Source organism: Streptomyces sp. TLI_105 (assembly GCF_900105415.1).
In the GTDB taxonomy this organism is placed as follows: domain Bacteria; phylum Actinomycetota; class Actinomycetes; order Streptomycetales; family Streptomycetaceae; genus Streptomyces.
This window is the reverse complement of record NZ_FNSM01000001.1, coordinates 1,339,654-1,364,499: the sequence shown is the minus strand read 5'-3', so window position 1 is coordinate 1,364,499 and position 24,846 is coordinate 1,339,654. Positions and strand designations below refer to the sequence as shown.

General features: G+C 73.3%; 14 protein-coding genes and 2 pseudogenes. 6 read left to right on the top strand and 10 right to left on the bottom strand.

The genetic code is table 11. From position 1 onward, the window contains the following. Nucleotides 1-17: 17 nt before the first annotated feature. Nucleotides 18-2,531 carry an ATP-dependent Clp protease ATP-binding subunit gene (locus tag BLW86_RS06165; protein WP_093873075.1) on the top strand — a complete coding sequence of 838 codons (2,514 nt, stop codon included), beginning with the start codon at nucleotides 18-20 and terminating at the stop codon, nucleotides 2,529-2,531. Between the two features lie 57 nt (nucleotides 2,532-2,588). Here BLW86_RS06165 and BLW86_RS06160 read toward each other — a convergent pair whose 3' ends face one another. The 3 genes and pseudogenes from BLW86_RS06160 to BLW86_RS06150 all read right to left on the bottom strand — a co-directional run. Beyond that, complete coding sequence (locus BLW86_RS06160; RefSeq protein WP_093873074.1) at nucleotides 2,589-3,518, bottom strand: LysR family transcriptional regulator; 930 nt, start codon at nucleotides 3,516-3,518, stop codon at nucleotides 2,589-2,591. 69 nt (nucleotides 3,519-3,587) lie between these two features. Further along, nucleotides 3,588-4,043, bottom strand: a pseudogene (locus BLW86_RS06155) (formate dehydrogenase accessory sulfurtransferase FdhD); the annotation flags it as partial. Between the two features lie 101 nt (nucleotides 4,044-4,144). Continuing rightward, a pseudogene (locus BLW86_RS06150) lies at nucleotides 4,145-6,418 on the bottom strand (FdhF/YdeP family oxidoreductase); the annotation flags it as partial. 241 nt (nucleotides 6,419-6,659) lie between these two features. Between BLW86_RS06150 and BLW86_RS06145 the strand changes: the two are divergent. Further along, nucleotides 6,660-8,432, top strand: coding sequence for an FUSC family protein (locus BLW86_RS06145; protein ID WP_093873073.1), 1,773 nt, complete (start codon nucleotides 6,660-6,662; stop codon nucleotides 8,430-8,432). Between the two features lie 7 nt (nucleotides 8,433-8,439). Here the strand turns inward: BLW86_RS06145 and BLW86_RS06140 are convergent, their stop codons facing one another. Further along, nucleotides 8,440-10,770, bottom strand: a complete 2,331-nt coding sequence (locus tag BLW86_RS06140) for an FdhF/YdeP family oxidoreductase (RefSeq protein WP_093873072.1) — start codon at nucleotides 10,768-10,770, stop codon at nucleotides 8,440-8,442. A gap of 196 nt (nucleotides 10,771-10,966) precedes the next feature. Here BLW86_RS06140 and BLW86_RS06135 point away from each other — a divergent pair, with 196 nt between their 5' ends. From BLW86_RS06135 to BLW86_RS06125, 3 genes are read left to right on the top strand one after another with little or no spacing between them, the layout of a single operon-like run. Further along, nucleotides 10,967-11,956, top strand: a complete 990-nt coding sequence (locus BLW86_RS06135; protein WP_093873071.1) for a Dyp-type peroxidase — start codon at nucleotides 10,967-10,969, stop codon at nucleotides 11,954-11,956. After that, on the top strand, nucleotides 11,953-12,768 hold the full coding sequence (locus BLW86_RS06130; RefSeq protein WP_093873070.1) for a family 1 encapsulin nanocompartment shell protein: 816 nt from the start codon (nucleotides 11,953-11,955) through the stop codon (nucleotides 12,766-12,768). Before BLW86_RS06135 ends, BLW86_RS06130 begins: the two co-directional genes overlap by 4 nt. A 3-nt stretch (nucleotides 12,769-12,771) precedes the next feature. Further along, the gene (locus tag BLW86_RS06125; protein ID WP_093873069.1) at nucleotides 12,772-13,407 is read left to right on the top strand and encodes a DUF1345 domain-containing protein; all 636 of its coding nucleotides are present in this window, start codon (nucleotides 12,772-12,774) and stop codon (nucleotides 13,405-13,407) included. Nucleotides 13,408-13,419: 12 nt separating this feature from the next. Here the strand turns inward: BLW86_RS06125 and BLW86_RS06120 are convergent, their stop codons facing one another. The 3 genes from BLW86_RS06120 to BLW86_RS06110 form a co-directional block, all read right to left on the bottom strand. Then, nucleotides 13,420-14,244 (bottom strand): hypothetical protein, encoded by an 825-nt coding sequence (locus BLW86_RS06120; RefSeq protein WP_093873068.1) that lies wholly within the window; start codon nucleotides 14,242-14,244, stop codon nucleotides 13,420-13,422. Nucleotides 14,245-14,248: 4 nt separating this feature from the next. Next, entirely contained in the window at nucleotides 14,249-14,713 is a 465-nt protein-coding gene (locus BLW86_RS06115) for a GreA/GreB family elongation factor (protein WP_093873067.1), read from the bottom strand. A 103-nt stretch (nucleotides 14,714-14,816) separates the two neighbouring features. Further along, nucleotides 14,817-16,058, bottom strand: coding sequence for a serine hydrolase domain-containing protein (locus BLW86_RS06110; protein ID WP_177181573.1), 1,242 nt, complete (start codon nucleotides 16,056-16,058; stop codon nucleotides 14,817-14,819). A 132-nt stretch (nucleotides 16,059-16,190) separates the two neighbouring features. Here BLW86_RS06110 and BLW86_RS06105 point away from each other — a divergent pair, with 132 nt between their 5' ends. Beyond that, complete coding sequence (locus BLW86_RS06105) at nucleotides 16,191-16,841, top strand: maltokinase N-terminal cap-like domain-containing protein (RefSeq protein ID WP_093873066.1); 651 nt, start codon at nucleotides 16,191-16,193, stop codon at nucleotides 16,839-16,841. 7 nt (nucleotides 16,842-16,848) lie between these two features. On the opposite strand, the gene BLW86_RS06100 is transcribed toward BLW86_RS06105, so the two are convergent. From BLW86_RS06100 to BLW86_RS06090, 3 genes are all read right to left on the bottom strand, one after another. Then, nucleotides 16,849-17,922 carry a trypsin-like serine peptidase gene (locus BLW86_RS06100; RefSeq protein ID WP_093873065.1) on the bottom strand — a complete coding sequence of 358 codons (1,074 nt, stop codon included), beginning with the start codon at nucleotides 17,920-17,922 and terminating at the stop codon, nucleotides 16,849-16,851. Between the two features lie 6 nt (nucleotides 17,923-17,928). Further along, nucleotides 17,929-23,601, bottom strand: a complete 5,673-nt coding sequence (locus BLW86_RS06095) for a trypsin-like peptidase domain-containing protein (RefSeq protein WP_093873064.1) — start codon at nucleotides 23,599-23,601, stop codon at nucleotides 17,929-17,931. Nucleotides 23,602-23,769: 168 nt separating this feature from the next. Beyond that, nucleotides 23,770-24,672, bottom strand: a complete 903-nt coding sequence (locus BLW86_RS06090; protein WP_093873063.1) for a DNA/RNA non-specific endonuclease — start codon at nucleotides 24,670-24,672, stop codon at nucleotides 23,770-23,772. Nucleotides 24,673-24,846 lie beyond the last annotated feature (174 nt).

Here is a 24,846-nt window from a genome sequence, read left to right as displayed (position 1 = left end):
TCCCTTCAGGAGCTGCCATGTCGATGGCGTTCGGTTCACCCTTCGGTTCGTCGGATCCGTTCAGCGATCTGTTCAACCGGTTCTTCGGCATGTCGCCGGCCTCCTCGCCCCCCGCGGTGCAGCGCGTGCCCATCGGACGGCTGCTGACCGAGTCCTCCCACGAACTGCTGAACACGGCCGCGCGCAAGGCCGACGAGGACGGCAGCTCCGACCTCGACACCGAACACCTCCTGTGGGCGGCGACCCAGATCGAGCCGACCCGCCGGCTCCTCTCCCAGGGCGGGGTGAACCCCGACAAGCTCGCCGACCAGCTCGCCGAGGTCCTTCCCCGGGAGTCCGCCGAACCCTCCGCCGAGCCCGGGCTCACCCCGGCGGCCAAGCGGACCCTCGCCCTCGCCCACGCCACCTCGCAGGCGTCCGGCGTCTCCTACATCGGCCCCGAGCACATCCTCAGCGCCCTCCTCGGCGACGCCGACTCCGGCGCCTCCCGCTTCCTGCGGGCCGAGGACCTGGACATGAAGAAGCTGCGCGGCCTCACCGACCGGGCGCCCCGCCCCGAGCAGGGCGGCGCCCCCGCCGCCGCGAAGCAGCCGGCCACGACCCTCGACGAGTACGGCCGGGACCTGACGGCGGAGGCCAGGGCGGGGAGGCTCGACCCCGTCGTCGGCCGGGCCGACGAGATCGAGCAGACCGTCGAGATCCTCTCCCGCCGCTCCAAGAACAACCCCGTGCTCATCGGCGAACCCGGCGTCGGCAAGACCGCCATCGTGGAGGGCCTCGCCCAGCGCATCGTCGCGGACGAGGTCCCCGACACCCTGAAGGGCAAGCGGGTCGTCTCCCTGGACCTGTCCGGCATGGTGGCCGGAGCGCAGTACCGGGGACAGTTCGAGGAACGCCTCAAGAAGGTCATCGAGGACGTCCAGGAGGCCGGCGGCGACATCATCCTCTTCATCGACGAACTGCACACCGTCGTCGGCGCCGGCGCCACCGGCGAGGGCGCGATGGACGCGGGCAACATGCTCAAGCCCGCCCTCGCGCGCGGCGAACTGCACGTCGTGGGCGCCACCACCATCGACGAGTACCGCAAGCACATCGAGAAGGACGCCGCCCTCGAGCGCCGCTTCCAGCCCGTCCTGATCCCGGAACCCACCGTCGAGGAGACCGTGCAGATCCTCGAAGGACTGCGGGACGCCTACGAAGCCCACCACCAGGTCCGCTTCGCCGACGGCGCCCTCGCCGCGGCGGCCGAGCTCTCCGACCGCTACATCAGCGACCGCTTCCTGCCCGACAAGGCCATCGACCTGATGGACCAGGCCGGCGCGAGGGTACGGCTCCGCAGCGGCGGCCGCTCCACCGAGGTCGTCAGCCGCGAGGACAGGATCGCCAAGCTGGGGCGCGAGAAGGACCAGGCCGTCGCCCGCGAGGACTTCGAGAAGGCCAAGGAGCTCAAGGAGCAGATGGCCGAGATCGAGGGCGAGCTCGCCGGGATCGAGGAGCGCCGCGAGGGCGTCGTCTCGGTCACGGCCTCCGACATCGCCGACGTCGTCTCCCGCCGCACCGGCATCCCCGTCTCGCAGCTCACCGCCAGCGAGAAGGAGAAGCTCCTCAAACTGGAGGAGGAGATGCACGCCCGGATCGTCGGCCAGGACGAGGCGGTCACCGCCGTCTCCGAGGCCGTGCGCCGCAACCGGGCCGGCATGGGCGACCCGAACCGGCCCGTCGGCTCCTTCCTCTTCCTCGGACCCACGGGCGTCGGCAAGACCGAACTCGCCAAGACCCTCGCCGAGCTGCTCTTCGGCGCCGAGGACCGCATGATCCGGTTCGACATGAGCGAGTTCCAGGAGAAGCACACGGTCGCCCGGCTCGTCGGCGCGCCCCCCGGATACGTCGGCTACGAGGAGGCCGGCCAGCTCACCGAGAAGGTCCGCCGCCAGCCGTACAGCGTCGTGCTCTTCGACGAGGTCGAGAAGGGGCACCCCGACGTCTTCAACACGCTGCTCCAGATCCTCGACGACGGGCGCCTCACGGACGGACAGGGCCGCACGGTCGACTTCCGCCACTGCGTCGTCATCATGACATCCAACATCGGCGCCCACCGCATCCTCGCCCACGAGGGCGACGCCGCCGAGCTCAAGGACGAGCTGATGGAGGACCTGCGGGGGCGCTTCCTGCCCGAGTTCCTCAACCGCATCGACGACATCATCGTCTTCCACAGCCTCACCGAGAAGGACCTGTCGGAGATCGTCGACCACCTCCTCGACCGGAGCAAGCACCGCGTCCACGCCCAGGGCATGACCCTGGAGGTCACCGAGGCGGCGAAGAAGCTGCTCGTCGCCCACGGCTACCAGCCGGCCTTCGGCGCCCGGCCGCTGCGCCGCACGATCCAGACGGAGCTCGACAACCGCGTCGCCACCCTCCTGCTCAGCGGCGAGGCGGACCCCGGCGACACGATCGTCGCGGACGTCGTCGACGACTCGCTGCACTGCACGGTCCGCAAGCACCAGGAGGCCGGCAGCACCGCCGTGGCCTGACGGCCGCCGCGCGAGAGCCGGGCGCGGGGCCGTCCCGAGCGGCCCCGTGCCCCCGTCTCACCTCGGTACGGAGTCCCCCGGGAGGCGGTCCAGCGTGCCGGCGACATCGGTGCGGCCCGCGACCTCCCTGAGCGCGCGGGCCATCACGGACTCCGGCTCCCGGACGACCGTCACCAGACCGACCGGCACCGAACGCGCCGGCTCCGTCATCGGCACCGCCCGCATGCCGTGCGGCACCCCGAAGACGTGCAGCCAGGTGTGCGGCACGATGCCGGCCCACCGGCCGGTCCGCACATGGGCGAAGAGCGCCGCCACCGAGTCGGTCTCCACCCGCGGCGAGGGCCGCACCCCGGCCTCGGCGAACACCTCGTCGAGCACCTGACGCCCCTGCATGGACCCGGTCAGCAGACAGAGCGGCAGCCGCGAGGCCTCCGCCCAGGTCGCCGTCGTCCGGTGCGCGGGCGCGTCGGCGGCGCCGGTGAGGAGCACGTACCGCTCCTCGTACAGCGGCATCGCCCGGAAGTTCTCCGCGAGCCCCTTGTGCAGATACGTCACCCCGGCGTCGAGCTCGAAGTCCCGCAGCTGCCGCAGGATGTCCTCCGACCGGAGGTCCGCCGCCACCTCCACGTTCACCAGCGGGTGCTCCAGGCAGAACGGCGCCGTCAGCAGGGCGACCGCACCGGACGCGGTCGGCACCGAACCGATCCTCAGCCGGCCGCTCAGACCCGTCCGCAGCGCACCGACCTCGCTCTTGAGGGCGTCGCGGTCGGCCAGGAGCCGCTGCGCCCACACCACGATCCGCTCGCCCTCGGGCGTCAGCCCCTCGTACCGGCGGCCGCGCAGGACCAGCGGGACGCCGAGCTCGTCCTCCAGCTTCCGGACCGCCTCCGAGAGCGCCGGCTGGGAGACGTGACAGGCCTGGGCGGCGCGGGCGAAATGGCGCTCCCGCGAGAGGGCCACCAGGTACTCGAGTTGACGGAACAGCACCCCACGGGTCTACCCGACCCCCCGCCGGAGCGCCAATCGGAGCCGCCGTCACCCCACGGCCGCCGACTCCGCCTCCAGCCGGTCGGGGAGTGCCGACAGGACGTCGGGTCCGACGCGCAGCGGGTCCTCCGCGACGGACCGGGCGGTCGTGGTCCGGACCGCGTCCGGGCTCGCCTTGCCGCACAGTCCGCAGGACGAGGTGGTGCAGAAGTTCCGCTCCAGGGACGCGTCGGGGGCGGCCACACCGGGCCCGAGGACGACGTCGACCACGTGGTACGTGTTGCCGCCGTCGGACGTGGCACCCGCGCAGTACCGGATCCCCGCCACGTCCCCGGCGGAGCGCACCACGTCCTCGCTCACCAGGAAACCGGCCGCCAGGTCGAAGTCGTCGCCCGGGGTGCGCATCGTCACGGTCGGCGGGCGCCCGCCGAACCGGATCTCCATCGGCTCCTCGGCGGCCAGGGCGTCCGGCCGGTGGGAGGGGACTCCCTCCCGCAGGCGCAGGACACGGCGGCGCACGGTCACGCGTCCCGTGCTCGGCTCCTCCCGGCCCGCGCGGTCCGCTCGGCCTGCGCGGTCCTCGTGGACTCCGCCTTCCCCGTCTTCTCCGCCTCGGGGGTACGGGCCGGCTCCAGGCGGATCAGGACGCCCTTGGACGTCGGGCAGTTGCTGATGTCGGCGACGCTGTCCAGCGGAACCAGCACGTTCGTCTCGGGGTAGTACGCCGCCGCGGAACCCCGGCTCGCGGGGTACGCGACCACCCGGAAGCCCTCCGCGCGCCGCTCCCGCCCGTCGTGCCAGACGCCCACCAGGTCCACGAGCTCGCGGTCGGCGAGGCCGAGGGCGTCGAGGTCGGCCGGGTTGACGAGGACGACCCGGCGGGCGTCGTGGATGCCGCGGTAGCGGTCGTTCGGGGCGTACCAGACGGTGTTCCACTGGTCGTGCGAGCGGAGGGTCTGCAGCAGCAGGTGCCCCTCGGGGACGTGCGGCATCGTGAACACGTTGCGGGTGAAGACGGCCTTGCCGCTCGGGGTGGGGAAGACCCCCTGGTTCACCGGGTTGGGCAGGTGGAAGCCGCCCGGCCGGGCCACGCGCGCGTCGAAGTCCTCGAAGCCGGGCACGACCCGGGAGATCCGGTCCCGGACGGTGCCGTAGTCGCGCTCGAACTCCTCCCAGGGGACGTCCGGTTCGTCACCGAGGGTCCGACGGGCGAGACGCGCGACGATCGCGACCTCGCTGAGCAGGTCGGGGGAGGCGGGCGGCAGCTTGCCCCGGGAGGCGTGGACGTCGCTCATGGAGTCCTCGACGGTGACGAACTGTTCGACACCGCCCTGCACATCCCGGTCGCTGCGGCCCAGCGTGGGCAGGATGAGGGCGGTCTCGCCGCAGACGGTGTGGGAGCGGTTGAGCTTGGTGGAGACGTGCGCGGTGAGCCGGCACCGCCGCATCGCCTCCTCCGTGACCGCGCTGTCGGGGGTGGCCCGGACGAAATTGCCGGCGACGCCCAGGAAGGCCTTCGCGCGCCCCTCGTGCATGGCGCGGATGCCGTTCACCGCGTCCAGACCGTGACGGGCGGACGGCGTGAAGCCGAACTCCCGCCCCAGGGCGTCGAGGAAGCCCTGCGGCATCCGCTCCCACACGCCCATCGTGCGGTCGCCCTGCACGTTGCTGTGGCCGCGCACCGGGCACACCCCGGCCCCGGGCCCGCCGATGTTGCCGCGCGCGAGGAGGAAGTTGACGACCTCGCGGATCGTGGGGACGCCGTGCTTGTGCTGGGTGAGGCCCATCGCCCAGCACACGATGATCCGCTCGCTGCGCAGGACCCGCTCGAAGACCTCCTGGATCTCCTCCCGGGACAGCCCGGTCGCCCTCAGGACGTCCTCCCAGGAGACCTGCCGCGCGTGCTCGGCGAAGTCGGCGAAACCGGTCGTGTTCCGCTCGATGAAGCCGCGGTCGAGGACGGTGCCCGGAGCGGCGTCCTCGGCCTCCAGGAGCAGCCGGTTCAGGGCCTGGAAGAGGGCGAGGTCGCCGCCGGCGCGGATGTGCAGGAACTGGTCGGCGATCGGGGTGCCGCGGCCGATGATCCCGCGCGCCTTCTGCGGGTGCTTGAAGCGCATGAGCCCCGCCTCGGGCAGCGTGTTCACGGCCACGACCTGCCCGCCGTTGCGCTTGGTCTCCTCCAGGGCCGACAGCATCCGGGGGTGGTTGGTGCCCGGGTTCTGCCCCACGACGAAGACCAGGTCGGAGTGGTGGATGTCGTCCAGGGAGACGCTGCCCTTGCCGATGCCCAGCGTCTGAGACAGCGCGGAACCGCTCGACTCGTGGCACATGTTGGAGCAGTCCGGCAGGTTGTTCGTGCCGTACGCGCGCGCGAAGAGCTGGAGGAGGAAGGCGGCCTCGTTGTTCAGCCGGCCGGAGACGTAGAAGAGGGCCTCGTCGGGGGAGTCGAGCGCCTTGAGCTCGTCGGCGAGCAGACCGAGCGCCTCGTCCCAGCCGATCGGCTCGTAGTGCGTCGCGCCGGGCCGCTTCACCATCGGCTCCGTGAGCCGGCCCTGCTGGTTCAGCCAGTAGTCGGACATGCCGTCGAGCTCCGCGATCGAGTGCTCGCGGAAGAAGTCCCTCGTGACGCGCCGTGAGGTGGCCTCGTCGTTGATGTGCTTGGCGCCGTTCTCGCAGTACTCGTTCCGGTGCCGCTCGCCCGGCGCCGGCTCCGGCCAGGCGCAGCCCGGGCAGTCGATGCCCTTCGGCTGGTTGATGTTCAGCAGCGTCAGCGCGGTGCGCCGCGGGGACGTCTGGCTCAGGGAGTACTCCAGCGCGTGCGTCACGGCGGGCAGCCCCGTCGCCCAGGTCTTCGGCGGGGTGACCTTCAGGTCGTCGACCGGGTCCTCGATGCCGCTCATGCTCTGGTCCGCCTCATTTCCTCGCGCATACCGGATTCTCGCCGCAGAGCAGATTCGACCCGTTCCGGAGCGAAGTCAAAGAGAAGTTTTCGATGAGCTGATAGGTGCGGCCTATCGCTCGCCTTTTCTTACCGCGGACCAGTTCTGACCAGCTCGGACCGGCTCGGACAAGCGATGCGGATGACGTCATCGGAAATGCCTCTTTGACTTGCGAAGGGAATTCGCCGAGGGTGATCGGGTCATGAATTCCTGTCGCCGGCGCCCGTCGGGCGGACCGAGGCGCGCCGCCGCCCGTCTGGGGCGCGCGCTCTCCCCGAGGGGCGCGCTCGCCCTGCAGAGCGTGGACGGCGCCCTGTCCTTCGCCCTGCGCGCCGCGCTCGCCATGGCGCTGCCCGCGCTGCCGATGGCGCTGGCGGGACGGGCCGACCAGGCGGTCTACGCGATGCTGGGGTCCTTCACCACCACCTTCGGCCGCAACCTGCCCTACGCGCGCCGCGCCCGGGTGCTCGCCGTCGTCGCCGTGGCGATGACCGCGTGCGTCGGCTGCGGCGCGGCGCTCGCGGCCTGGGCCCAGCCCCGGGACGGGGGAGCGGGCGCCGCGGTGACGGTCGCGGCCACGGCCCTGGTCGCCGGTCTCGCGAAGTTCGCCTGCGACGCGGCCCGGCTGAGCGGTCTCGGCGCGGTGCTGCTGCTGTTCTCCTTCGCGGTCGCCGCCAACGGCGCCTCGTCCCCCGCCGACGTCCTGCCCCGGGCCGGCCTGGCCGCGTGCGGAGCGGCCGTCGCCTGGGCGCTCGCCGTGGCGGGCCTCCTCGTGCACCCGGACCGTCCGCAGCGGCTCGCCGTCGCCGCCGCCCTCCGCGAGCTCGCGGACCTGTGGGAGACGGGCGGCGCGACCGGGCCCGTACGGCACCGGGCGACCGCCGCCGTCCTCCAGGCGTACCGCACGCTCGGCGTCCTGCCTCCGTCGGGCGCCGAGTGGCACGGCCGGGGCGACACCTGCGTGCGCCTCGCCGATCTGTCCTGGTCGCTGCTCGTCGGGTCCGCCCGTCGCCCGCCGAACGACCCGGCCGGTCTGGCCCGCGCCCTGCGCCGCCAGGGCAAGGTGCTCGTCAGCCGCCGGCGGGCCCCGCGGCTCCTGCCCGAGCTGACGCTCCCCGTCCTGATCGCCCAGGCCGGCATGCCCGCCCGGCCCGGCCCCAGCCCCGGACCGGGACCGAGACCGGGTCCGGTGCCGGTCGATCCGACCACCCTGCGTGCCACCGAACTCCGCGCCGCCGCCCTGGTGACGGGACCGGCCCACGGTCGCGCGGCGGTCCTCCTCGTGCCGGCCCTGCGGATGGTCCTCGGCACCGGTCTCGCGGGCGGGGCGGCCTTCCTCCTGGGCCTCGGGCACGGCTACTGGGCGGCGATCTCCGCCGCCGCCGTCCTCCACTCGGTCAACGTGCGGACGGCGGCCCAGCGGGCCGTCCAGCGCACCCTCGGCACGATCGCGGGCCTGCTGCTCGCCCTCGGCGTCCTCGCCCTGGGCCCCGGGCCCGTGGTGCTCGTCCTGGTGATCGTGCTCTTCGAGTTCCTCCTGGAGTACGTCGTCGCCCGCAACTACGGCCTCGGCGTCGTCTTCCTCACCCCGCTGGCACTGCTCCTGACCGATCTGGCCGCGCCCGCACCGGCCGGGGCCCTCGTGCAGGACCGGGCGCTGAGCAGCGTGCTCGGGGTCGGCGTCGCGCTCGGCTGCGCGCTGATCGTGGTCCACGACCGGGCGGCGGTACGGGCGGAGCGCGCGCTCGCCGCCTGCACGGCGGCGTCGGAGCGGGCCGAACGGGCCCTGAGGGAAGGAGCCGTGCGGTCGTTCCCGCTCGTGCAGACGCGGCTCGCGGCGGCCGCGGTGGAGCTGCGGGAGGCCGACGACGCCGCGGCGGGCGAGCTGTGGCCGGCCGAGATCGACCCCACCGAACTCGCCGCCGCCGAGCGGCGCGCGTACCTCCTCCTGGACCGGCTGGTCCGCCAGGGGTGACCGGACGTCAGGAAGCGGTCTCGATCGTCACCTTGACGTGCTTCATGATCGGCTGGTCGCTCTGGGTGCTGTAGTCGCCCAGGGCGCACAGCACGTTCATCTCCGGCATGTAGCCGGCCGCGCAGCCGCGCGGGATGTCGTACGGGACGGCGAGGTAGCCCTTCAGGTGCCGCCGGCTGCCGTCCTTGGCGGTGCTCGTGATGTCGACGGGGGCCATGTCGGCGATCCCGCGCTCGCGCATGTCCGCCCGGTTCATGAAGACCAGCGTGCGGAGGTTCTTGATGCCCCGGTAGCGGTCGTTGTCGGAGTAGATCGTGGTGTTCCACTGGTCGTGGGAGCGCATGGTGCCGAGCGCCAGGGTGCCGGGCGCGGGCACCACGTCGGGCAGTTCGGCGCTGGAGAACTCGGCGCGCCCGGACGGGGTGAGGAAGACCAGCTCGCGCGCGGGCTGCTTGATGCGGAAGCCGAGCGGCAGGCGCACGCGCCGGTTGAAGTCCTCGAAGCCGTCGAGTGCCCGGGCCATGGTGTCCCGGATGCGGTCGTAGTCCTCGACGTACCACTCCCAGGGCGTGGCGCTGTCGGGCAGCGCGGCGCGGGCCATGCCCGCGATGATGGCCGGCTCGGAGAGCAGGTGCGGCGAGGCGGGCCGCTTCATCCCGACGGACAGGTGCACCATGCTCATCGAGTCCTCGACCGAGGTGCTCTGCACGCCCTTGCGCTGGTGGTCCTTCTCGGTCCGGCCGAGGCAGGGCAGGATGAGGGCCCGGCGGCCGTGCACGATGTGGCTGCGGTTCAGCTTGGTGCTGACCTGGACGGTCAGCTCGCACTTGCGCAGCGCCTCGTAGGTGTACGGGGTGTCGGGGGCGGCGAGCGCGAAGTTGCCGCCCATGCCGACGAAGACGGTGATCTCGCCGTCGTGCATCGCCTTGATGCTCGCGACGGTGTCCTTGCCGTGCGCCCGGGGCGGCTCGATCTCGCAGACCTCGGCGAGCCGGTCCAGGAACTCCGCGCTCGGGTGGTGGTCGATGCCGCAGGTGCGGTTGCCCTGGACGTTGCTGTGGCCGCGCACGGGGGAGGGGCCGGCGCCCTCCCGGCCGAGGTTGCCGCGGAGCAGCAGCAGGTTGACGATCTCCCGCACGGTGTCGACGCCGTGCTCGTGCTGGGTGATGCCGAGGCACCAGCTGACGATGGAGCGGTCGGCGTCGCCGTACACGCGCGCCGCCTTCAGGATGTCGGCGCGGCTCAGCCCGGACTGCCGTTCGAGCTCCTCCCACGGCGTGGCCTCGCACAGGGCGCGGTACTCCTCGAAGCCGGAGGTGTGCCGCTCGATGAACTCCCGGTCCAGGGCCTTCGGGTCGGTCGACGACTGCTCCAGGATCGCCTTGGCCATGCCGCGCAGCAGCGCCATGTCGCCGCCGATGCGCGGCTGGAGGTTGAGCGTGCTGGTCCTCGTCGTCTTGAAGAGCGCCATGTCCGTGAAGTCGTGCGGGACGATGGTGCGGGTGGCGGCGGCCTCGACGAGCGGGTTGACGTGCACGATCTGCGCGCCGCGGTGGTACGCCTCGGCGAGGGCGGTGAGCATCCGGGGCGCGTTCGAGGCGGCGTTGACGCCGAAGATGAAGAGCGCGTCGGCGGTCTGCCAGTCCTCGAGGTCGACGGTGCCCTTGCCGGTGCCCAGGGCGGCCTGCATCGCCCGGCCGCTGGCCTCGTGGCACATGTTGGAGCAGTCGGGCAGGTTGTTGGTGCCCAGTTCGCGGGCCATCAGCTGGTAGAGGAAGGTGGCCTCGTTGCCGAGCCGGCCCGAGGTGTAGTACGTGGCCCGGTTCGGGTCGTCGAGGCCGCGCAGGGTGCGGCCGACGAGCTCGAAGGCGTCCTTCCAGCTGATCGGGACGTAGTGGTCCGACCCGGGGTCGTAGACCATCGGCTCGGTGAGGCGGCCCTGGTTCTCCAGGTCGTAGTCGCTCCACCCGGCGAGCTCGGTCACCGAGTGGGCGGCGAAGAACTCGCGCCCCACCCGCTTGCGGGTCATCTCCCAGGTGACGTGCTTGATGCCGTTCTCGCAGATGTCCAGGTGGAGGCCCTTGGTGTCGTCGGGCCAGGCGCAACCGGGACAGTCGAAGCCGGTGTTCTCGTGGTTCATCTTCATGATCGCGCGCGGACCGTCGACCAGCGCGCCCTCGCGCACGAGGAAGCTCGTCACGCTCTTCGCGGCGCCCCAGCCGGCGGCCGGGTGGTGGTACGGACGGAATTCGGGGTCGCGCTCGGGGGGCGGTCCCACCCGGGGTCCGAGGGGTTCCCGCTCGTCCTGGGCGGCGGTCTCGTCCTGGTCGGTGCTCAAGGCGCTTCACCCTCTCGCCCTGCGGACGCATGGGCATGATGGGACAAAAGGACCCCTTGGGGCAGGCTAAGCCCGCCGCCCGGCCCCTGCCACCCCATCGCCGGAGGGGGCCGCGCCGGGCTGCGTACCGGATCATGCGCACCTACGCTGACGCTGTCCCTTTCCTCCGCTTTCGTCGATCTCTCGTGGGAGCGCCATGGTCGTACCCCAGCGCGTCGTAGCCCCGCCCTCGCAGGCGGCCGTCTTCCTGGTGGCCACCGTCGACCCGGGCGGTGAGGCCGCGGTGCGGGAGACGCTCCAGGACCTGACGGGACTGACCCGTTCGGTGGCGTTCCGCGCCCCCGACTCGTACCTCACCTGCGTCGCCGGCATCGGATCCGAGGGATGGGACCGGCTCGTCGGGGGTCCCCGCCCCCGGGAGCTGCACCCCTTTCCGGCCCTGCGGGGCCCCCGCCACCGCGCCCCGGCCACCCCCGGTGACCTGCTCTTCCACCTGCGTGCCCGGCGCCTGGACCTCTGCTTCGAACTGGCCAGGCACATCGTGGCCGCCCTGGGCGCCGCCGTGACCGTCGTCGACGAGGTGCACGGCTTCGCGTACTTCGACGACCGCGACCTGCTCGGCTTCGTCGACGGCAGCGAGAACCCCGAGGGCACGACGGCCGCCGACGCCGTCCACATCGGCGACGAGGACCCGGACTTCCGGGGCGGCAGCTATGTGACGGTCCAGAAGTACGTGCACGACATGGCGGCCTGGGACGCGCTCACCGTCGAGCAGCAGGAGCACGTCATCGGGCGCGCCAAGGGCTCCAACATCGAACTGTCCGACGACGCCAAGCCCGCCGACTCGCACGTCACGCTGAACACGATCACCGACGAGGACGGCGTCCAGCAGCAGATCTTCCGCGCCAACATGCCGTTCGGCCAGATCGGCACCGGCGAGTTCGGCACCTACTTCATCGGCTACGCGCGCACGCCCGCCGTGACCGAGCGGATGCTCCGCAACATGTTCCTCGGCGATCCCCCCGGCACCACGGACCGCATCCTCGACTTCTCCCGGGCCGTGACCGGCGGCCTCTTCTTCGTGCCGAGCGCCGACCTCCTCGACGACCTCCCCGCCCCGCCGGCCGCCGCGGCCCCCGGAGAGACCCTGGGCATCGGCAGCCTGAAAGGAGCCCTCGCCCCATGACGCCCCCCGAGTCCACCAGCAACCTCCACCGCGAACTCGCCCCGATCACCGCGGCCGCCTGGGCCGAGATCGAGGAGGAGGCCCGCCGCACCTTCCGCCGCAACGTCGCGGGCCGCCGCGTCGTCGACGTCCCCGACCCGGCCGGACCGGAACTCTCGGCCGTCGGCACGGGCCACCTCTCCGACCTGGCGGCGCCCGCGCCCGGCGTCACGGCACGGCTGCGCGTGGTGCGGCCCCTCGTCGAGGTCCGCGTGCCGTTCACCGTCGCCCGGGCCGCCGTCGACGACGTCGAGCGCGGCTCCAGGGACTCCGACTGGCAGCCCGTCAAGGACGCGGCCCGCGCCCTGGCGCTCATCGAGGACCGCATGGTCTTCGAGGGGTACGAGACCGCGGGCGTCGAAGGGCTGCGGCGCCGCAGCTCCAACGCGGTGCTGCGGCTGCCGACCGAGCCCCGCGACTACCCCGACGCGGTCAGCCGGGCCCTCACCGCCCTGCGGCTCGCCGGCGTCGACGGACCGTACGCCCTGCTGCTCGGCGCCGACCAGTACCGGGCGGTCAGCGAGACCTCCGACCACGGCTACCCGATCGCGGCCCACCTCGCCCGGATGCTCGACGGCTCCCCGATCTGGGCGCCCGCCCTCGACGGCGGATTCGTCCTCTCCACCCGGGGCGGCGACTTCGAGCTGCGCATCGGCCAGGACGTGGCGATCGGCTACACCGCGCACGACGCGACCGGCGTGGAGCTGTACCTCCAGGAGACCCTGACCTTCCTCGCCTACACGGACGAGGCCGTCGTCGTCCTGGAGCCCTGAGCCGTGGACCGACGGCTCCTCGGCGCCGTACCCCGGCTCGCCGTCTCGGCGCTCGCCGGGGCGGCGGCCGGCGCGGCCGTCGCCGCCCTGACCCACACCCCGCTGGGCGTCCTCGCCGGCATCGCCGCGGCCGAGACCCTCTTCGTCGTCATCGGCTGGATCGTCCTGTGGCCCATGGACGCCGCCACGACGCACCACAACGTCCGGCGCGAGGAGTTCCGGCCCGTCGTCGAGGAACTCGTCGTGGTCGCGACCTCCCTGTGCGGGCTCGTCGGCATCGTCGTGCTGCTCCTGGTCGGCCGCACCGACCTGAGCCACGCGGCGGCCGCGACGGCGCTCTGCGGCGTCTTCATGGCCTGGGCGGCGCTCCACCTCATGTACGCCACCCGGTACGCGTACCTCTACTACGCCCTGAAACCCGGCGGCGGGATCGACTTCAACTCCCCGGCCCCGCCGAAGTACAGCGACTTCCTGTACTTCAGCTTCAACCTCGGCATGACCTACCAGGTCTCCGACACGAACGTCTCCAGCCCCACGGTCCGGTCGATCGTCCTGCGGCACTGCCTGCTCTCGTACGTCTTCGGGGCGAGCATCCTGGCCACCACCATCAACCTCGTCACCGGGATCGTCACGGGCTGACCGGCGCGGCCGTCAGCGACGCCACCACGGCTCGCGCACGTAGCGGCTCTCCTCGCTCGTGCAGCCGAGGCCGTTGGAGATCTGCCCGGAGTCCAGGTTCCAGCCGACCACGCCGTCGCCCTCGCGGCTCAGCTCGATCAGACGGCCGCTCCCGGTCCGCGCGCCCTCCGTCACCCGGCACTCGACGACGGACGTCCACGCCTGCCCGTCGAGCGCCGACACGAACGCCAGGAACGGCAGCACGAACACCGTCAGGGCCAGCGCCACCCACTGCTCCACACCGGCGGCCCTGCGCAGCCAGGAGGGCGGCCGGTAGCCGGGATCGACGTGCCCGGCCCGGTCCTGCTCGTGCCGGTGGTGCGGGCGGCGTCGTCCCGTGCGGTACTCCACGACCACGCCCTGGCGCAGCGCGAAGGCGGCGAGCCCGGTGGCGAGCCCCCACCACGGCCCGAAGAAACAGGCGTCGATGATCCCGACGGCGATCGGGTTGACGAGCGTGAGCGCCGCCCGCCGCACGGCCCGCGCCGTCCCGCCGCCGAGGGGGACCGCCCCGCGCGCGGCGAACAGGGCGAAGACCACCCGGGAGACGACGACGGCGAGGACGGACCCGAGCAGCGGGTCCGTGATCACCATGCCGACGAGGACGTCCGGCCAGTTCGCCGGCTCCATGCCGACCAGCACGTCGCGTACGGCGTCGCCGCCGCCGACCGTGTAGGCCAGCTTGGTGACGGGAACCGCGAGGGCCAGCGCCACCAGGACGGTGTGCCCCGGGCCGCCCTTGCGGTCGGCTTCTCGGATCTCCTGACGGCCGGGCCCGGGGGAGGCGGCTTCCGGCACGCCGTCAGCCGAGCGAGAGCACGACCGCGGTCGCCCGGCCCTCGGGTGTCTCGTACGTGACGGTGTCGCCGGCGCTGTGGCCGAGCAGGGCCCGGCCGAGCGGGCTGTCGGCGGTGACCAGGGTCGCGTCCAGGGCGTCCGCGAGCTCGCCGATCTGGACGGTCGACTCGGTGCCGTCCTCGAACCGCACGGTCACGCTGCTGCCCACACCGACCGCGTCGGAGGACGGAGCCGGCGCGACGGACGCCTCCTTGAGCCGCCCCTCGATCTCCTGGATGTCGGCGTCCAGGCGGTCGAGGTCGTCGGCGCGCTGCAACTCGTCGGCTTGGTCGGCCCGGTCGCCGACCTCGTCGCCGCCACCGCCCCGCAGGGTGGCGGCGACGGCCTCGCGTTCGGTGCGGAGCTCGGCGAGCTCGCGCTCGAGATCCTCGCGGGCGACGGCGCTGATGGGCTCGGGTCCACCGGTCACTGCTGCTCCCGACTCTGCGGCGGCACGGACGACTGCCGGGGGATTGTTCAGGACAAAGAGGAGATTAACAGGCAGGTGGTCGCGGGGCCGGGCGGGACGCGCGTCAGCTTCCGCTCGGACTCGGCTTGGGTTCCGTCACCGGGATGTCGAAGACGTGGCCCGGGGTCACGATGCGGGTGATGGCCTGGCCGAAGAGCGTGCTGGGCTCGTTGTTGTCGTGCAGGACGTCCGTGTTGAGAAGGACGACCAGCGTGGCCTTGGCCTCCGGAAGGTAGAGCGTGAGCGACTCGTAACCCGGCAGGGAGCCGTTGTGACCGATCCAGCCCTGAATGTTGAAGATGCCGAGGCCGTAGCCCGCGCCGGGGACGCCCGAGGGGTACGTCTTCAGCCGCTCGGCCTGCGTCTTCGGGGTCAGCAGGGTCCCGGTCGCCACCACACGGGCCCAGGTGCGCAGGTCCTGGAGGTCCGAGATCATCGCACCGGCCGCCCAGCCCCAGGAGGGGTTCCAGTCGGTGGAGTCCTCCAGCTTCCCCGAGGCGGTCTGCTCGGTGTAGCCGTGGGCGTGCGGGCTCGGGAACGCGGCGTCCGTCGGGAAGACCGTGTGGCGCAGGCCCGCGGGGTCGAGGACGTTCTTCTGGATGAACTCGTGCAGCGGTGTCCCGCTGACCTTCTCGACGACGAGCCCGAGCAGGATCAGGTTCGTGTTGCAGTAGTCGAACTCGGCGCCCGGCTGGAACTGGATCGGGTGCTTGAACGAGTAGGCGAGCAGCTCCTGCGGGGTGAAGGGCCGGTCGGGGTTCGACGTGAGCGCCTTGTAGAAGCCCTCGTCCGCCGAGTAGTTGAAGAGACCGCTGCGCATGGACGCCAGGTTGCGCAGGGTGATCTTGTCGCCGTTCGGCACGCCGTCGACGTACTTCGAGATCGGGTCGTCCACGCTCACCTTGCCCCGGTCGACCAGTTCGAGCAGGGCGGTCACGGTGAAGGTCTTGGTCTCGCTGCCGATCCGCATGTAGAGCCCTGGGTTCATGGGCTGCCCGGTGGCCTTGTCGGCGATCCCGAAGGAGCGGATGTACGTACCCTTGCCGGGCGCCGAGAGGCCGACGGTGACGCCCGGGACGCCCGTCTCCTTCATCACGTCCTGGACCGCCCGGTCCAGGCGGGCGGCGACGGCCGGGGTGAGTTCCGGGAAGCCCGCGTCCGCCGAGGGGGACGGGGCCGCCACCAGGGCGACGGGGTCGGGTGGTTCGGCCGCGAGGGCCGAGCCCGCGCCCACGGGGACGACGAGGATCCCCAGGGCCGCGAAGGTCGCGCAGACGCGTCGGTTCCCGGTGTGCGAGTACCTCACGGCGGGCCTCCTGCCGGCCGGGGACAACACTCCACTCCCAGGCTAGGCCGTCGTGGACGCCCCCGCATCGCGACCCGGTCCGTCTGTTAGGTTGCGGTGCTCTGGCCCCGGGTCGAGAGGGAGAAACGCACGATGGCCGTCATCCACCACACCACGATGCAGCCCACCAAGCTGGAACTGCTCGCCTCCTGGCTGCCCACCCGCGCCTGGTACGCCGGTGGAGCCGAGGAGCCGCGGCCGGCCAAGGCGGGCGGCTTCCGGCTGGACGACCCCGCCGGCGAGGTGGGCATCGAGTTCATGGCCGTCACCGACGGCTCCGGACCGGACGCGATCGCCTACCTGGTCCCGATGACCTACCGGGGCGCACCCCTGGAGGGCGCCGAGCACGCCCTCATCGGCACCTCCGAACACGGCGTCCTCGGCACGCGCTGGATCTACGACGGCGCCCACGACCCGGTGCTCGTCGCCCAGTTGTACGCCCTGCTCGCCGGCCGGGCCGAGGCGCAGCACCAGTCCGTCGACGACACGACCGACCCCACCGTCTCCGCCTCGCTCGCCCCCGCCGGCCCCGGCGCGGAGCTCGTACGGGTCACGGAAGGCCCCGACCGCACCGACGTGGAGGTGCGGGAGGCCGACGCGGCCGCGCCGCTGACGCTCCGGCTGCGGCGCGTCCTGCGCCCCGGCGCGGACGGCGCACCGGGCCGCGGCGGGGTCACGGCCGAGTGGCGCCTCCCCGACGGGACCACCGCCCGCGGGGCGTACGCCGTGGCCCTCGCCGAGTAGGGGCCGCTCAGACCCAGTTGACCTCCGCCTTGTCGAGCAGCGGGTCCTCCACCAGCTCCCAGAGCGGGACGGCGAAGTTGCCCGTGCGGTAGCGGCCGCCGAAGTGCAGCCCGAGGACCCGGTGGTCGGCGAGGTCGAACACCGGGGAGCCGCTGTTGCCGCCGAGCGTCGAGCAGTCGTGCTTCATCACCAGGCCGCCCGGGGTGAACTCGGTGGCCGCGCCCGGCTGGAGCCGCTTCACGTTGTAGACGTCCATGAAGATCCGGCGCATCGACTCGGGCTCGTTGCGCCGGCCGTCCCAGGCCGGGTAGCCGATCACGTACACCGGGCGGCCCGGCAGGTCCGCCGGCCCGTCCGCCGCGACCGCGAGCGGCGTCGGCAGACCGTCCTCCGTCGAGGGCTCGACGCGGAGCAGGGCCATGTCGACGTCGGGGTGGACGCCGATGACGTCGGTGATCTCGTACGGCACCGAGGCCCCGGGCGGCCCGCCCTCGACGGGCAGCTCCTCCGCCGGGTCGACCCGCGCCGACATGCCGAACTCCAGCATCCAGCGCTCGTCCTCGAAGCGGCTGAACTCCACCGCCACATGACGGTTCGTCATCACCGTGCGCGGGCCGACCAGGAACGCCGTGCCGATCCAGTCCAGGCTGGGATGCCCGGTGACCTCGACCCGGCCGACCCGCGCGAGCGACTCCCGGATCGCGGGCCGCTGCGGTTCGAGCACCGACCACTCGTCGTGCTGCGGGGCGAAGTCCTGGCGCTGGACCAGGATCGCGGGCCGGCCCTCCAGGAGGACGATCGCCTCCACACCGAAGGCCTCGCCCTCGTCGAGCTCGTCCTCGCGGTGCCCGGCCAGCTTCTCCAGACCGCTGACCCCCGCCTCCAGGACGCGGGCCCGCTCGTCACGGGCGAAGCGGGAGATCTCGGCCGCCGGCGCCGCGCCGGCGGGCAGTTCGAGCGCGGCCTCGGCGATCTCCGCCTCCAGTTCCGCGCGCACCCGCGCGGCCACCTCCCGCAGATCACCGAAGATCCGCTCGGCACCGGTCGCCACCGGCGACACGCTCCGTGATCCGTTCGGCATGGTCGCTCACCTCGGCTTCGCGTTCGCTTCCCCCCGGACGGGCCGCCCCGACTGGGCCGCCATGATCTCCCCGTACAACTCGGGCCGGGACTCCCGCAGATGGGTCAGGATGCCGCTCATCTGGGTGCCCACGTTCACGAACCGCGTCCGGGCGCCCTGGAACTCGACCTCGTCCACCTTCCGCGTCCCCCGGTGCAGCCCCACGACCGTCCAGTCGTCGAGGCAGACCGGGGAGCCGGAGGAACCGCCCCGGGTGTCGGTGAAGTACAGGATGTCGTGCTCGTCCGCCCGGTAGACCAGGTTGTTGCGCAGCGCGACCCGCTTCGGGAGCCCGCCCGGGTGCTGGATGATGTTGACCGGGACGCGCTGCCGCTCCCGGACGAGCAGCGGCCGGGTGGCGATCCGGAGCGTCGGCCGCTCCTCCTGGCCGGCGGAGAGCCGCACGATCGCGTAGTCGAGCGCCGCGTCCCAGGCCGCGAGCTCGCCGGCCGTCGCCTCCGGCGCGCTCGCCGCGTCCTCGACGAAGTCGAAGCGGGAGCGCGACATCAGCGCCTGGAGCCGCAGGTCCTCGTCGCTCACGTACGGCCGGACGCCCGACTCCCACGAACGGGCCATCACCACGTGGTGGTTGGTGATCAGAAGCCCGGGGGCGATCATCCAGCCGGTGCCGCCGTGCGGATACGAGGGAAGGAGCGGCGCACCCGACTCGTACGGCGGGATCCGCAGCAGCGCGACGGAGGCACCGGCCCGGATGCCGCCGTGCAGGAACCCGTACGGCACCGTGTCGTCCTGGAGGACGATCTCCTCCTTCATCTCCCCGGGCATCATCTCCGCCGGGAGCTCCGCCTCGCCGGTGATCGCGCGGGCCACGGCGTCCAGGGCGCCCTGGAGCACGGCGCGCGGGCCCGGCTCGTGGGTCTGCTCGATCGCGTTGTGCAGCCAGATCTCCAGCGGCACCAGCCCGTCGAGGAGCCGCTCGACCTGGTTCATCGCGTCGAGGTCGGCGTGCGCCTGCTCCCGGGGGTCCTCCAGCGGTTCGAGCGTGGCCGTGAAGTAGCCCGGGATGCCCTTGAGCAGCGTCGGGCGCAGGGCCCGGTCGGCGAGCCCCGCCTCCAGGGCGGCGTTGCGGACCCGGACCAGCTGCGCCTGCGGCAGGAACGGCACCTTCCGGAGCGCGGCCCCGGCGGCGTTCGGCGGCGGCCGGGTCCACAGGCCGGCGCCTCCCCGGCGGGGCCGCGCCCACCGGCCGGGGGCTCCTTGGAGTGGGCGGCTCCACCGGCCGGTGGCTCCTTGGTCGGGGCGGGGCGACTGGCCGGTGGCTTCCCGGTCGGGGCGGGGCGACTGGCCAATGGCTTCCCGGTCGGGGCGCGGACCGGTGTCTCCCAGCCGGAAGCGCGGTCCCGGCCCCCGCCCCGCGCCGTGTCCGTCGACGTCCGCTCCGGGCGGAGGCGGAAGCGGAGACGGTTGCGGCCGGGGCGGGCCCGCGCCCATCGCGGAGGCCACTCCGAGCAGCAGGGCCCCGCTGCCGTCCCGGAGGGCGAGCGCCTGCCGGGCGACGCTGTCCAGGGTGCCGCGCCCCCGCGCCTCCCGCAGGGCCCGCTCGATGCCTTCCAGATCCGGACGGTCCTCGTCGAGGAAGGTCTCGGCCCCGGCGGCGGACTCCAGGATGCGGGTCAGCGGCCCGCGCAGGCCGGGCTCGTCGGTGAGGGTGGCGTCGATCCAGCGGGCCAGCTCGGTCACCACCGCCTCCTCGTCCGCCGGGAGCCCCACCAGCCGCAGCGTGTGCTCCAGGAGCCGGGGATCCGCCCGGTACGCCGCGGCCGCCGCCGTACGGGCCAGGGAGGGCTGCCGGGCCAGGTCCGCGTCCGGCATCCCGCGCAGCGTCCGGGCCAGGCGCTCCTCCGCCGGGGCGGCGTCGACGTCCGCGAGCTCCGCGAGGCGCGACCGGGCGACCAGCACCCCCAGCGACTCGTGGCGCAGCCCGAGGCCCGCGGCGATCTCCTCCGCCTCCTGGAGGTCACGGTCCGCCTCCGCGAAGTCGCCCGAGTCCTGGGCGAGCCGGGCCGACAGCTGGAGCAGTTCGAGCTGGGTCTCCGCACACCCCGCCTCCTCCGCCCGGTCCACGGCCCGCTCGGCGCCCTCGCGCGCCTGAGCCGTCCGCCCCGAGCGGGCGAGCGTCTCGGCGAGCAGCGCGTGCAGCCTGCTGCACGGCGTCCACGGCCGCCGCTCCGAGAGCCGCTGGCCCGCGGCCTCCACGTATCCCTGGGTGAGCAGGTCCTCCACCTCGCGCGCCGCGATCCGCTCCCAGTCCTCCTGGTCGGCCTCGGTCATGATCTGGTCCGGCACGTGACCGCCGATCCGGCCGAGGAGGAACGCCGCCGAGCGGCGCGCCATCTCCCGGTACGCCGAGCCGCCCAGGTAGGGCGCCACGCCCGGCTCCCAACGGGCCTCCACCGTACGGGGGTTCTCGCCCAGCCGGAGCCGGTGGTAGATCTCCTCGGCGCGCTCCCGGGGCCCCTCGCGGGCCGCGTAGTACGCGACGGCCCTCCGGTCCACCGCCCGCATCAGATCGGTCCGCGCGCTGTCCGACAGGCGCAGCATGATCGCCCGCAGATCGGTCCGGTGCCGGATGGCCCCCGGTCCCGCCGACTCCATCAGGTCCGCCCGGGAGGTGAGCAGCCCGTAGAGCCTGCGGGCCTCCCCGGCGCTCTCGACCACGAGCCCCGCCGGCTTCGCGAGGACCTCCCGGACCAGGTCGGGGGTGATGAAGCGGAGGGCCAGACCCGCCTGCACGAGGACCCGGACGTCGTCCTCCGCGATGTGCTTGAGCAGCCGGTCGTACAGCGTGCCCTGGATGAGCATCTGGTCGACCTGGCGGTCGAAGTGGCGGCGCCGGGAGGGCAGTCTGCGCAGCAGCTCGCCGAGCGAGGGGGAGTCGGCGCCCAGGGCGACCGCCGTCCGCGCCGCGAGCTTGAGGCTCAGCGGATGGCCGCCGATCCGGTCGACGAGGTCCTCGGCGAGCGGCTCGTCGGTCACCCCGGAGGACATCAGCAGGTCCACGGAGGCCTCGTGGTCCAGCTCGGTCAGCTCCATCGTGCGCGGGGTCAGGACCCGGGCCGGATGGTCGATCGGCGCGCGCCCGGAGACGATGAACCGGAGCCGGGAGTAGGCCGCCCGCAGGGCCGTCCAGACGGCCCACATGCGGGCGATGACGGGCGAGCCCCGGTACTGGGCCTCCTCGAAGGAGTCGACGACCACGACCAGCGGTGGCGGCGCCTCGCCCGGCGCCGGCCGGACGGCCTCGGCGACCAGGGAGGCGACCCGGTGGGCGAGCTCCTGCTCGCGGGCGCTGGCCCGGGCGTGGAAGTCGGACGAGTAGTCGCGGCCGAGCGTCGCCCGGGTGCCGGCCAGCCGGTGGAGCTCGTCGAGCTCGTTGCGCTCGCCGCGCTGGAGCGCCGCCGTCCGCTCGCACTCGTCGGCGAGCTCCTCGAAGGCCGCGCGGTGGGCCGGATGGTGGACGCCCAGCTGCCGGGCCATCTCGGCGATCACGGTGGCGGGTTCGTGGACGGAGAGCGTCGGGCGCGCGAAGTCGATGTGGGCGAAGGGGAATCCGGCGGGGCCCGCGGCGGCGAGCGCGTCGACGAGGAACTTGGCGAGCAGGGTGCTCTTGCCGATGCCGCCGACACCGTGCAGGAGGACGGGCGGCTCCGCCGGCTCCTCGGGCAGCGCGAGATAGGCGTGCAGGGCGTCGAGTTCGGCGGTGCGGTCGTGGAAGGTCCCCCGGACGAGCCGGCGCATCGGCTGGAGGAGCCGGGCCCGCTCCAGGCGGTGCTGCACCTCGTCGACCTCGGGCAGTCCGGTCACGCCCGGGACCCGGCTCAGCCAGAGCGTGGCCTGCAGCGCGTCGGAGAGCGCCTCGACCTCGTCGTGGGAGCCGGCGCCCGGGTCCGCCGGCTCCGTCCCGGTCGGCGGCAGGCCCGCGCCCGTCAGCAGGGCGAGGGCCGTGCGCTCGGGGCCGGGGCCCTCGGGCCGCAGGCCGATGTTGGCCCGCAGGGCGCGCAGGGCGGCGCCGGGGCCCGCGAGGCCGGCCAGCGCCGCGTCGCGGATCTCGGGCTTGAGCGTCCACACGGTGGTGCCGGGGGGCGTCTGGTCGATCGGGCCGGGCTCGCGGCGTCTGGCACCGCGCCTCGCCGCGTCGTCGTCGGCCGGCATGGCTCCGCCATGACTCCCTCCTCCGCCTTGCGATCCGTCCCCTCGGTCCTGGGGGTACCCCAGGCACCGGACGCCGCTCCCTGATCCGGCCTGATCGACCAGACACCCTACGGGCGCCGGCAGGGCCGTGCAGTCGTCGACGAGCTCCAGGACGGCCCGCCCGGTGGCCTGCTCCTCGTCGGCGAGCCGGAGCCGCGCGGGGTCGAACTCCCGGAGCAGGCAGGCGGCCTCGCGGTAGGCCCTGCGCAGACCGGGCAGCGCGGCGGCGGGGGCGGCGAGACCGGTGCGCAGCGCGTCCCGCAGCACGTGACCGGCCTCGCCCGGCGGCGGCGACGTCGGCGGGAGCGCCCGGTGGAGCCGTACGACCTCCTCCACGGCCGTGCACAGCCGCCGCATGCGACCGTCCTCCGTCGAGGACGACTCGACGGCCCGCAGCACCTCGGCCACGGCCGTCTCCGTGAGCGCGCGGACGGTCTCCTCCTGCCCGGCGGGGACGGTGTCGGTGAAGAACTCCCGGAAGAACGACCGCAGATCGTTCTCGTCGGCGGGACGGCTCGTGTCCCGGCACTCGTTCTTGCGGATCTCGTACGGGAGTTGGCGCATGGTCTTCGCGTAGCCGAGCAGGACGAGGCGGGGCACGGTCTCGGCGCGGACCGGGGTGTGCTCGTAGATCGCCCGCGCGAGGACGCCGATGCAGTCCCACACGTCCGAGTGCGGGTCGAGCCGGTCGCAGTCGTCGAGGACCAGCCAGAAGCGGTCCTCGGCGGCGGTCGCCCGGGCGACGATCCGGTGTGCGGCGTCCTCGAAGCAGGGCAGTGGATCGTTCAACCGCGTGGGGTCCAGCGGGACCCGGTCGCCCTCCGGGCCCGCCACGAAGGCCGAGAGCCGCTCCAGCAGCCGCGCCGCCGTGGACGTCCGGGAGAGCGTGACCCGGACCGGGTGGAAGTCGCAGTGCTGGCCGAGATGGCGGATCAGCTCGTACGTGTAGGAGCGGCCGCTGTCCTCGGGCCCGTCGACGACGAACACCGTCTGCTCCGGATCGGCCAGGAAGCCCCGGAGCTTCTCGCGCAGCTCGCTTCGGTCCAGGAACACCTCCGTACCGTGCTTCAGGAGCGTGCTGTGGAACGGGTCCCGGGGAGAACGGCGCAGCCGCTCGTCCTCCCGCAGCCGGGTCAGCAGGTTCCGGGCCTCGGCGCCCTGCTCGAAGCCGCGCGGATCGTCGATCGCGGCCAGCGCGTCGAGTCCCGCGAGCACGGAGAGCAGCCGGCGCTGGTGGGCGATGTCCCGGCGGGCCGCGGCGACCACGAGCAGGGCGTTCCGCCCGGGGTCCGGGGTGAGCGGCAGGTCCTCGACGAAGTCGGCGGGAAGGCCCGCGCGCAGCAGCCGGTCCCGCGGCTCGGGGGCGTCGAGGAGATGGTCCCGTGCCCAGCTCGCGACGAGCCCCCACTCCGTCTCGGTGAGCGGCATACCGCACCTGCCCGGCGCTCTTCGCGCAGCGCCGGTCGCTCCGGCGCCGGACCTGACGAGATCAGTCGTGACCGGACATGACCGGTCGAGGCCAGACGAACTGGCTGATCCCTCCCATCGTTTCACCGGGCGGGAAGGGTCGCAATCGCTGCTCGCGGCCCCCCGGCGTCAGGGGTGCAGCACCATGTCCGCGTACGACTCCAGGCGCCGCCAACGCTCCTCCGGGGCGCGGAACACCGGCATCACGTCCACGTCCGGCAGCGGGCCGAACTCCAGCTCGGTGATCTCCGCGACGTCCGAGACGGGCACCTGGTACGTGCGGAACGGACCCAGCGGCGGCGGTGCGCCGGCCGTCGCCCCCGCCAGGGCCCGCTCCGCGTCCCGGCTGAGGTCGGGGCTCTGGTCGAGGACGTACGCGGCGGCGGCGAGCGCCCCGTCCTGGATGAAGGCGGCCACCTTCCAGAACCGCAGCGGCACCTGCAGGCCCCGGTACGGCGGGTCGGAGTCCTGGAGCACCGGGCCGGTGAGGACCGTCAGCTTCCGGTCGTACTCGGCGGCGTGGTCGAGCAGGTGGTTCTCCAGGCCCTGCCAGAGCTCCTTGCCCTGGTTGAAGACGTCCGCCTGGGGAGCGGCGTTGGTGAAGTGGAAGGTGTCCGTATTGGCAAGGGCCGCGACGGCGGGGGCGCCCCAGACCGGATCGAGCCGGCGGACCAGGTGGCCCCGGTCGAGGCTGTTGTTCCGGTAGATCTCGTCGCCGGCCTGCTGCTCCTCCGGCAGCCGGGGGTCGAACTCCCAGACGTCCTCCCGGGGCATGTCCTCCAGGAGGGCCCCGCCCTCGATGCAGACCGCGGTCGAGGCCGCGAGCCGCCGGTCGGGCCGGAAGACCACGGTGAAGTGGGTGTACGGCAGGATCACCGTCTCGACCGTGTCCCTGACCGGGAGCGCCAGCGGGACGACGGGGCCGAGGAAGGCCTCGTCGTAGCCGGCGCGGCCGGCGAGGGCGGCCCGCCGGGCGTCGGGTCCGGCGACGACGGGCGATGCGGAAGGGGGCGGAGGATCGGAAGGATTCATACGATGTAAGTACCGCGTGGAGGGGGTCGTGCTCGGCGCAGGACCACAGGCCACTCGATCAGCCGCCCCGGCGGCACCGGGCCTCCGGCACCCCCGGTTCCCTGGCCTCCCCGCCCCGGCGTCTCCCTCGGCCCCCGGCGTCCCCCGCCCCGCATTCCTCCGCGTTCCTGGTTT

What these genes read in the sequence shown, in the direction of transcription:
- BLW86_RS06135 (WP_093873071.1), top strand. Translation starts at nt 10,967, where the DNA reads ATGGTCGTACCCCAGCGCGTCGTAGCCCCGCCCTCGCAGGCGGCCGTC.
- BLW86_RS06145 (WP_093873073.1), top strand. Translation starts at nt 6,660, where the DNA reads ATGAATTCCTGTCGCCGGCGCCCGTCGGGCGGACCGAGGCGCGCCGCC.
- BLW86_RS06105 (WP_093873066.1), top strand. Translation starts at nt 16,191, where the DNA reads ATGGCCGTCATCCACCACACCACGATGCAGCCCACCAAGCTGGAACTG.
- BLW86_RS06165 (WP_093873075.1), top strand. Translation starts at nt 18, where the DNA reads ATGTCGATGGCGTTCGGTTCACCCTTCGGTTCGTCGGATCCGTTCAGC.
- BLW86_RS06095 (WP_093873064.1), bottom strand. Translation starts at nt 23,601, where the DNA reads ATGCCGCTCACCGAGACGGAGTGGGGGCTCGTCGCGAGCTGGGCACGG.
- BLW86_RS06100 (WP_093873065.1), bottom strand. Translation starts at nt 17,922, where the DNA reads ATGCCGAACGGATCACGGAGCGTGTCGCCGGTGGCGACCGGTGCCGAG.
- BLW86_RS06090 (WP_093873063.1), bottom strand. Translation starts at nt 24,672, where the DNA reads ATGAATCCTTCCGATCCTCCGCCCCCTTCCGCATCGCCCGTCGTCGCC.
- BLW86_RS06130 (WP_093873070.1), top strand. Translation starts at nt 11,953, where the DNA reads ATGACGCCCCCCGAGTCCACCAGCAACCTCCACCGCGAACTCGCCCCG.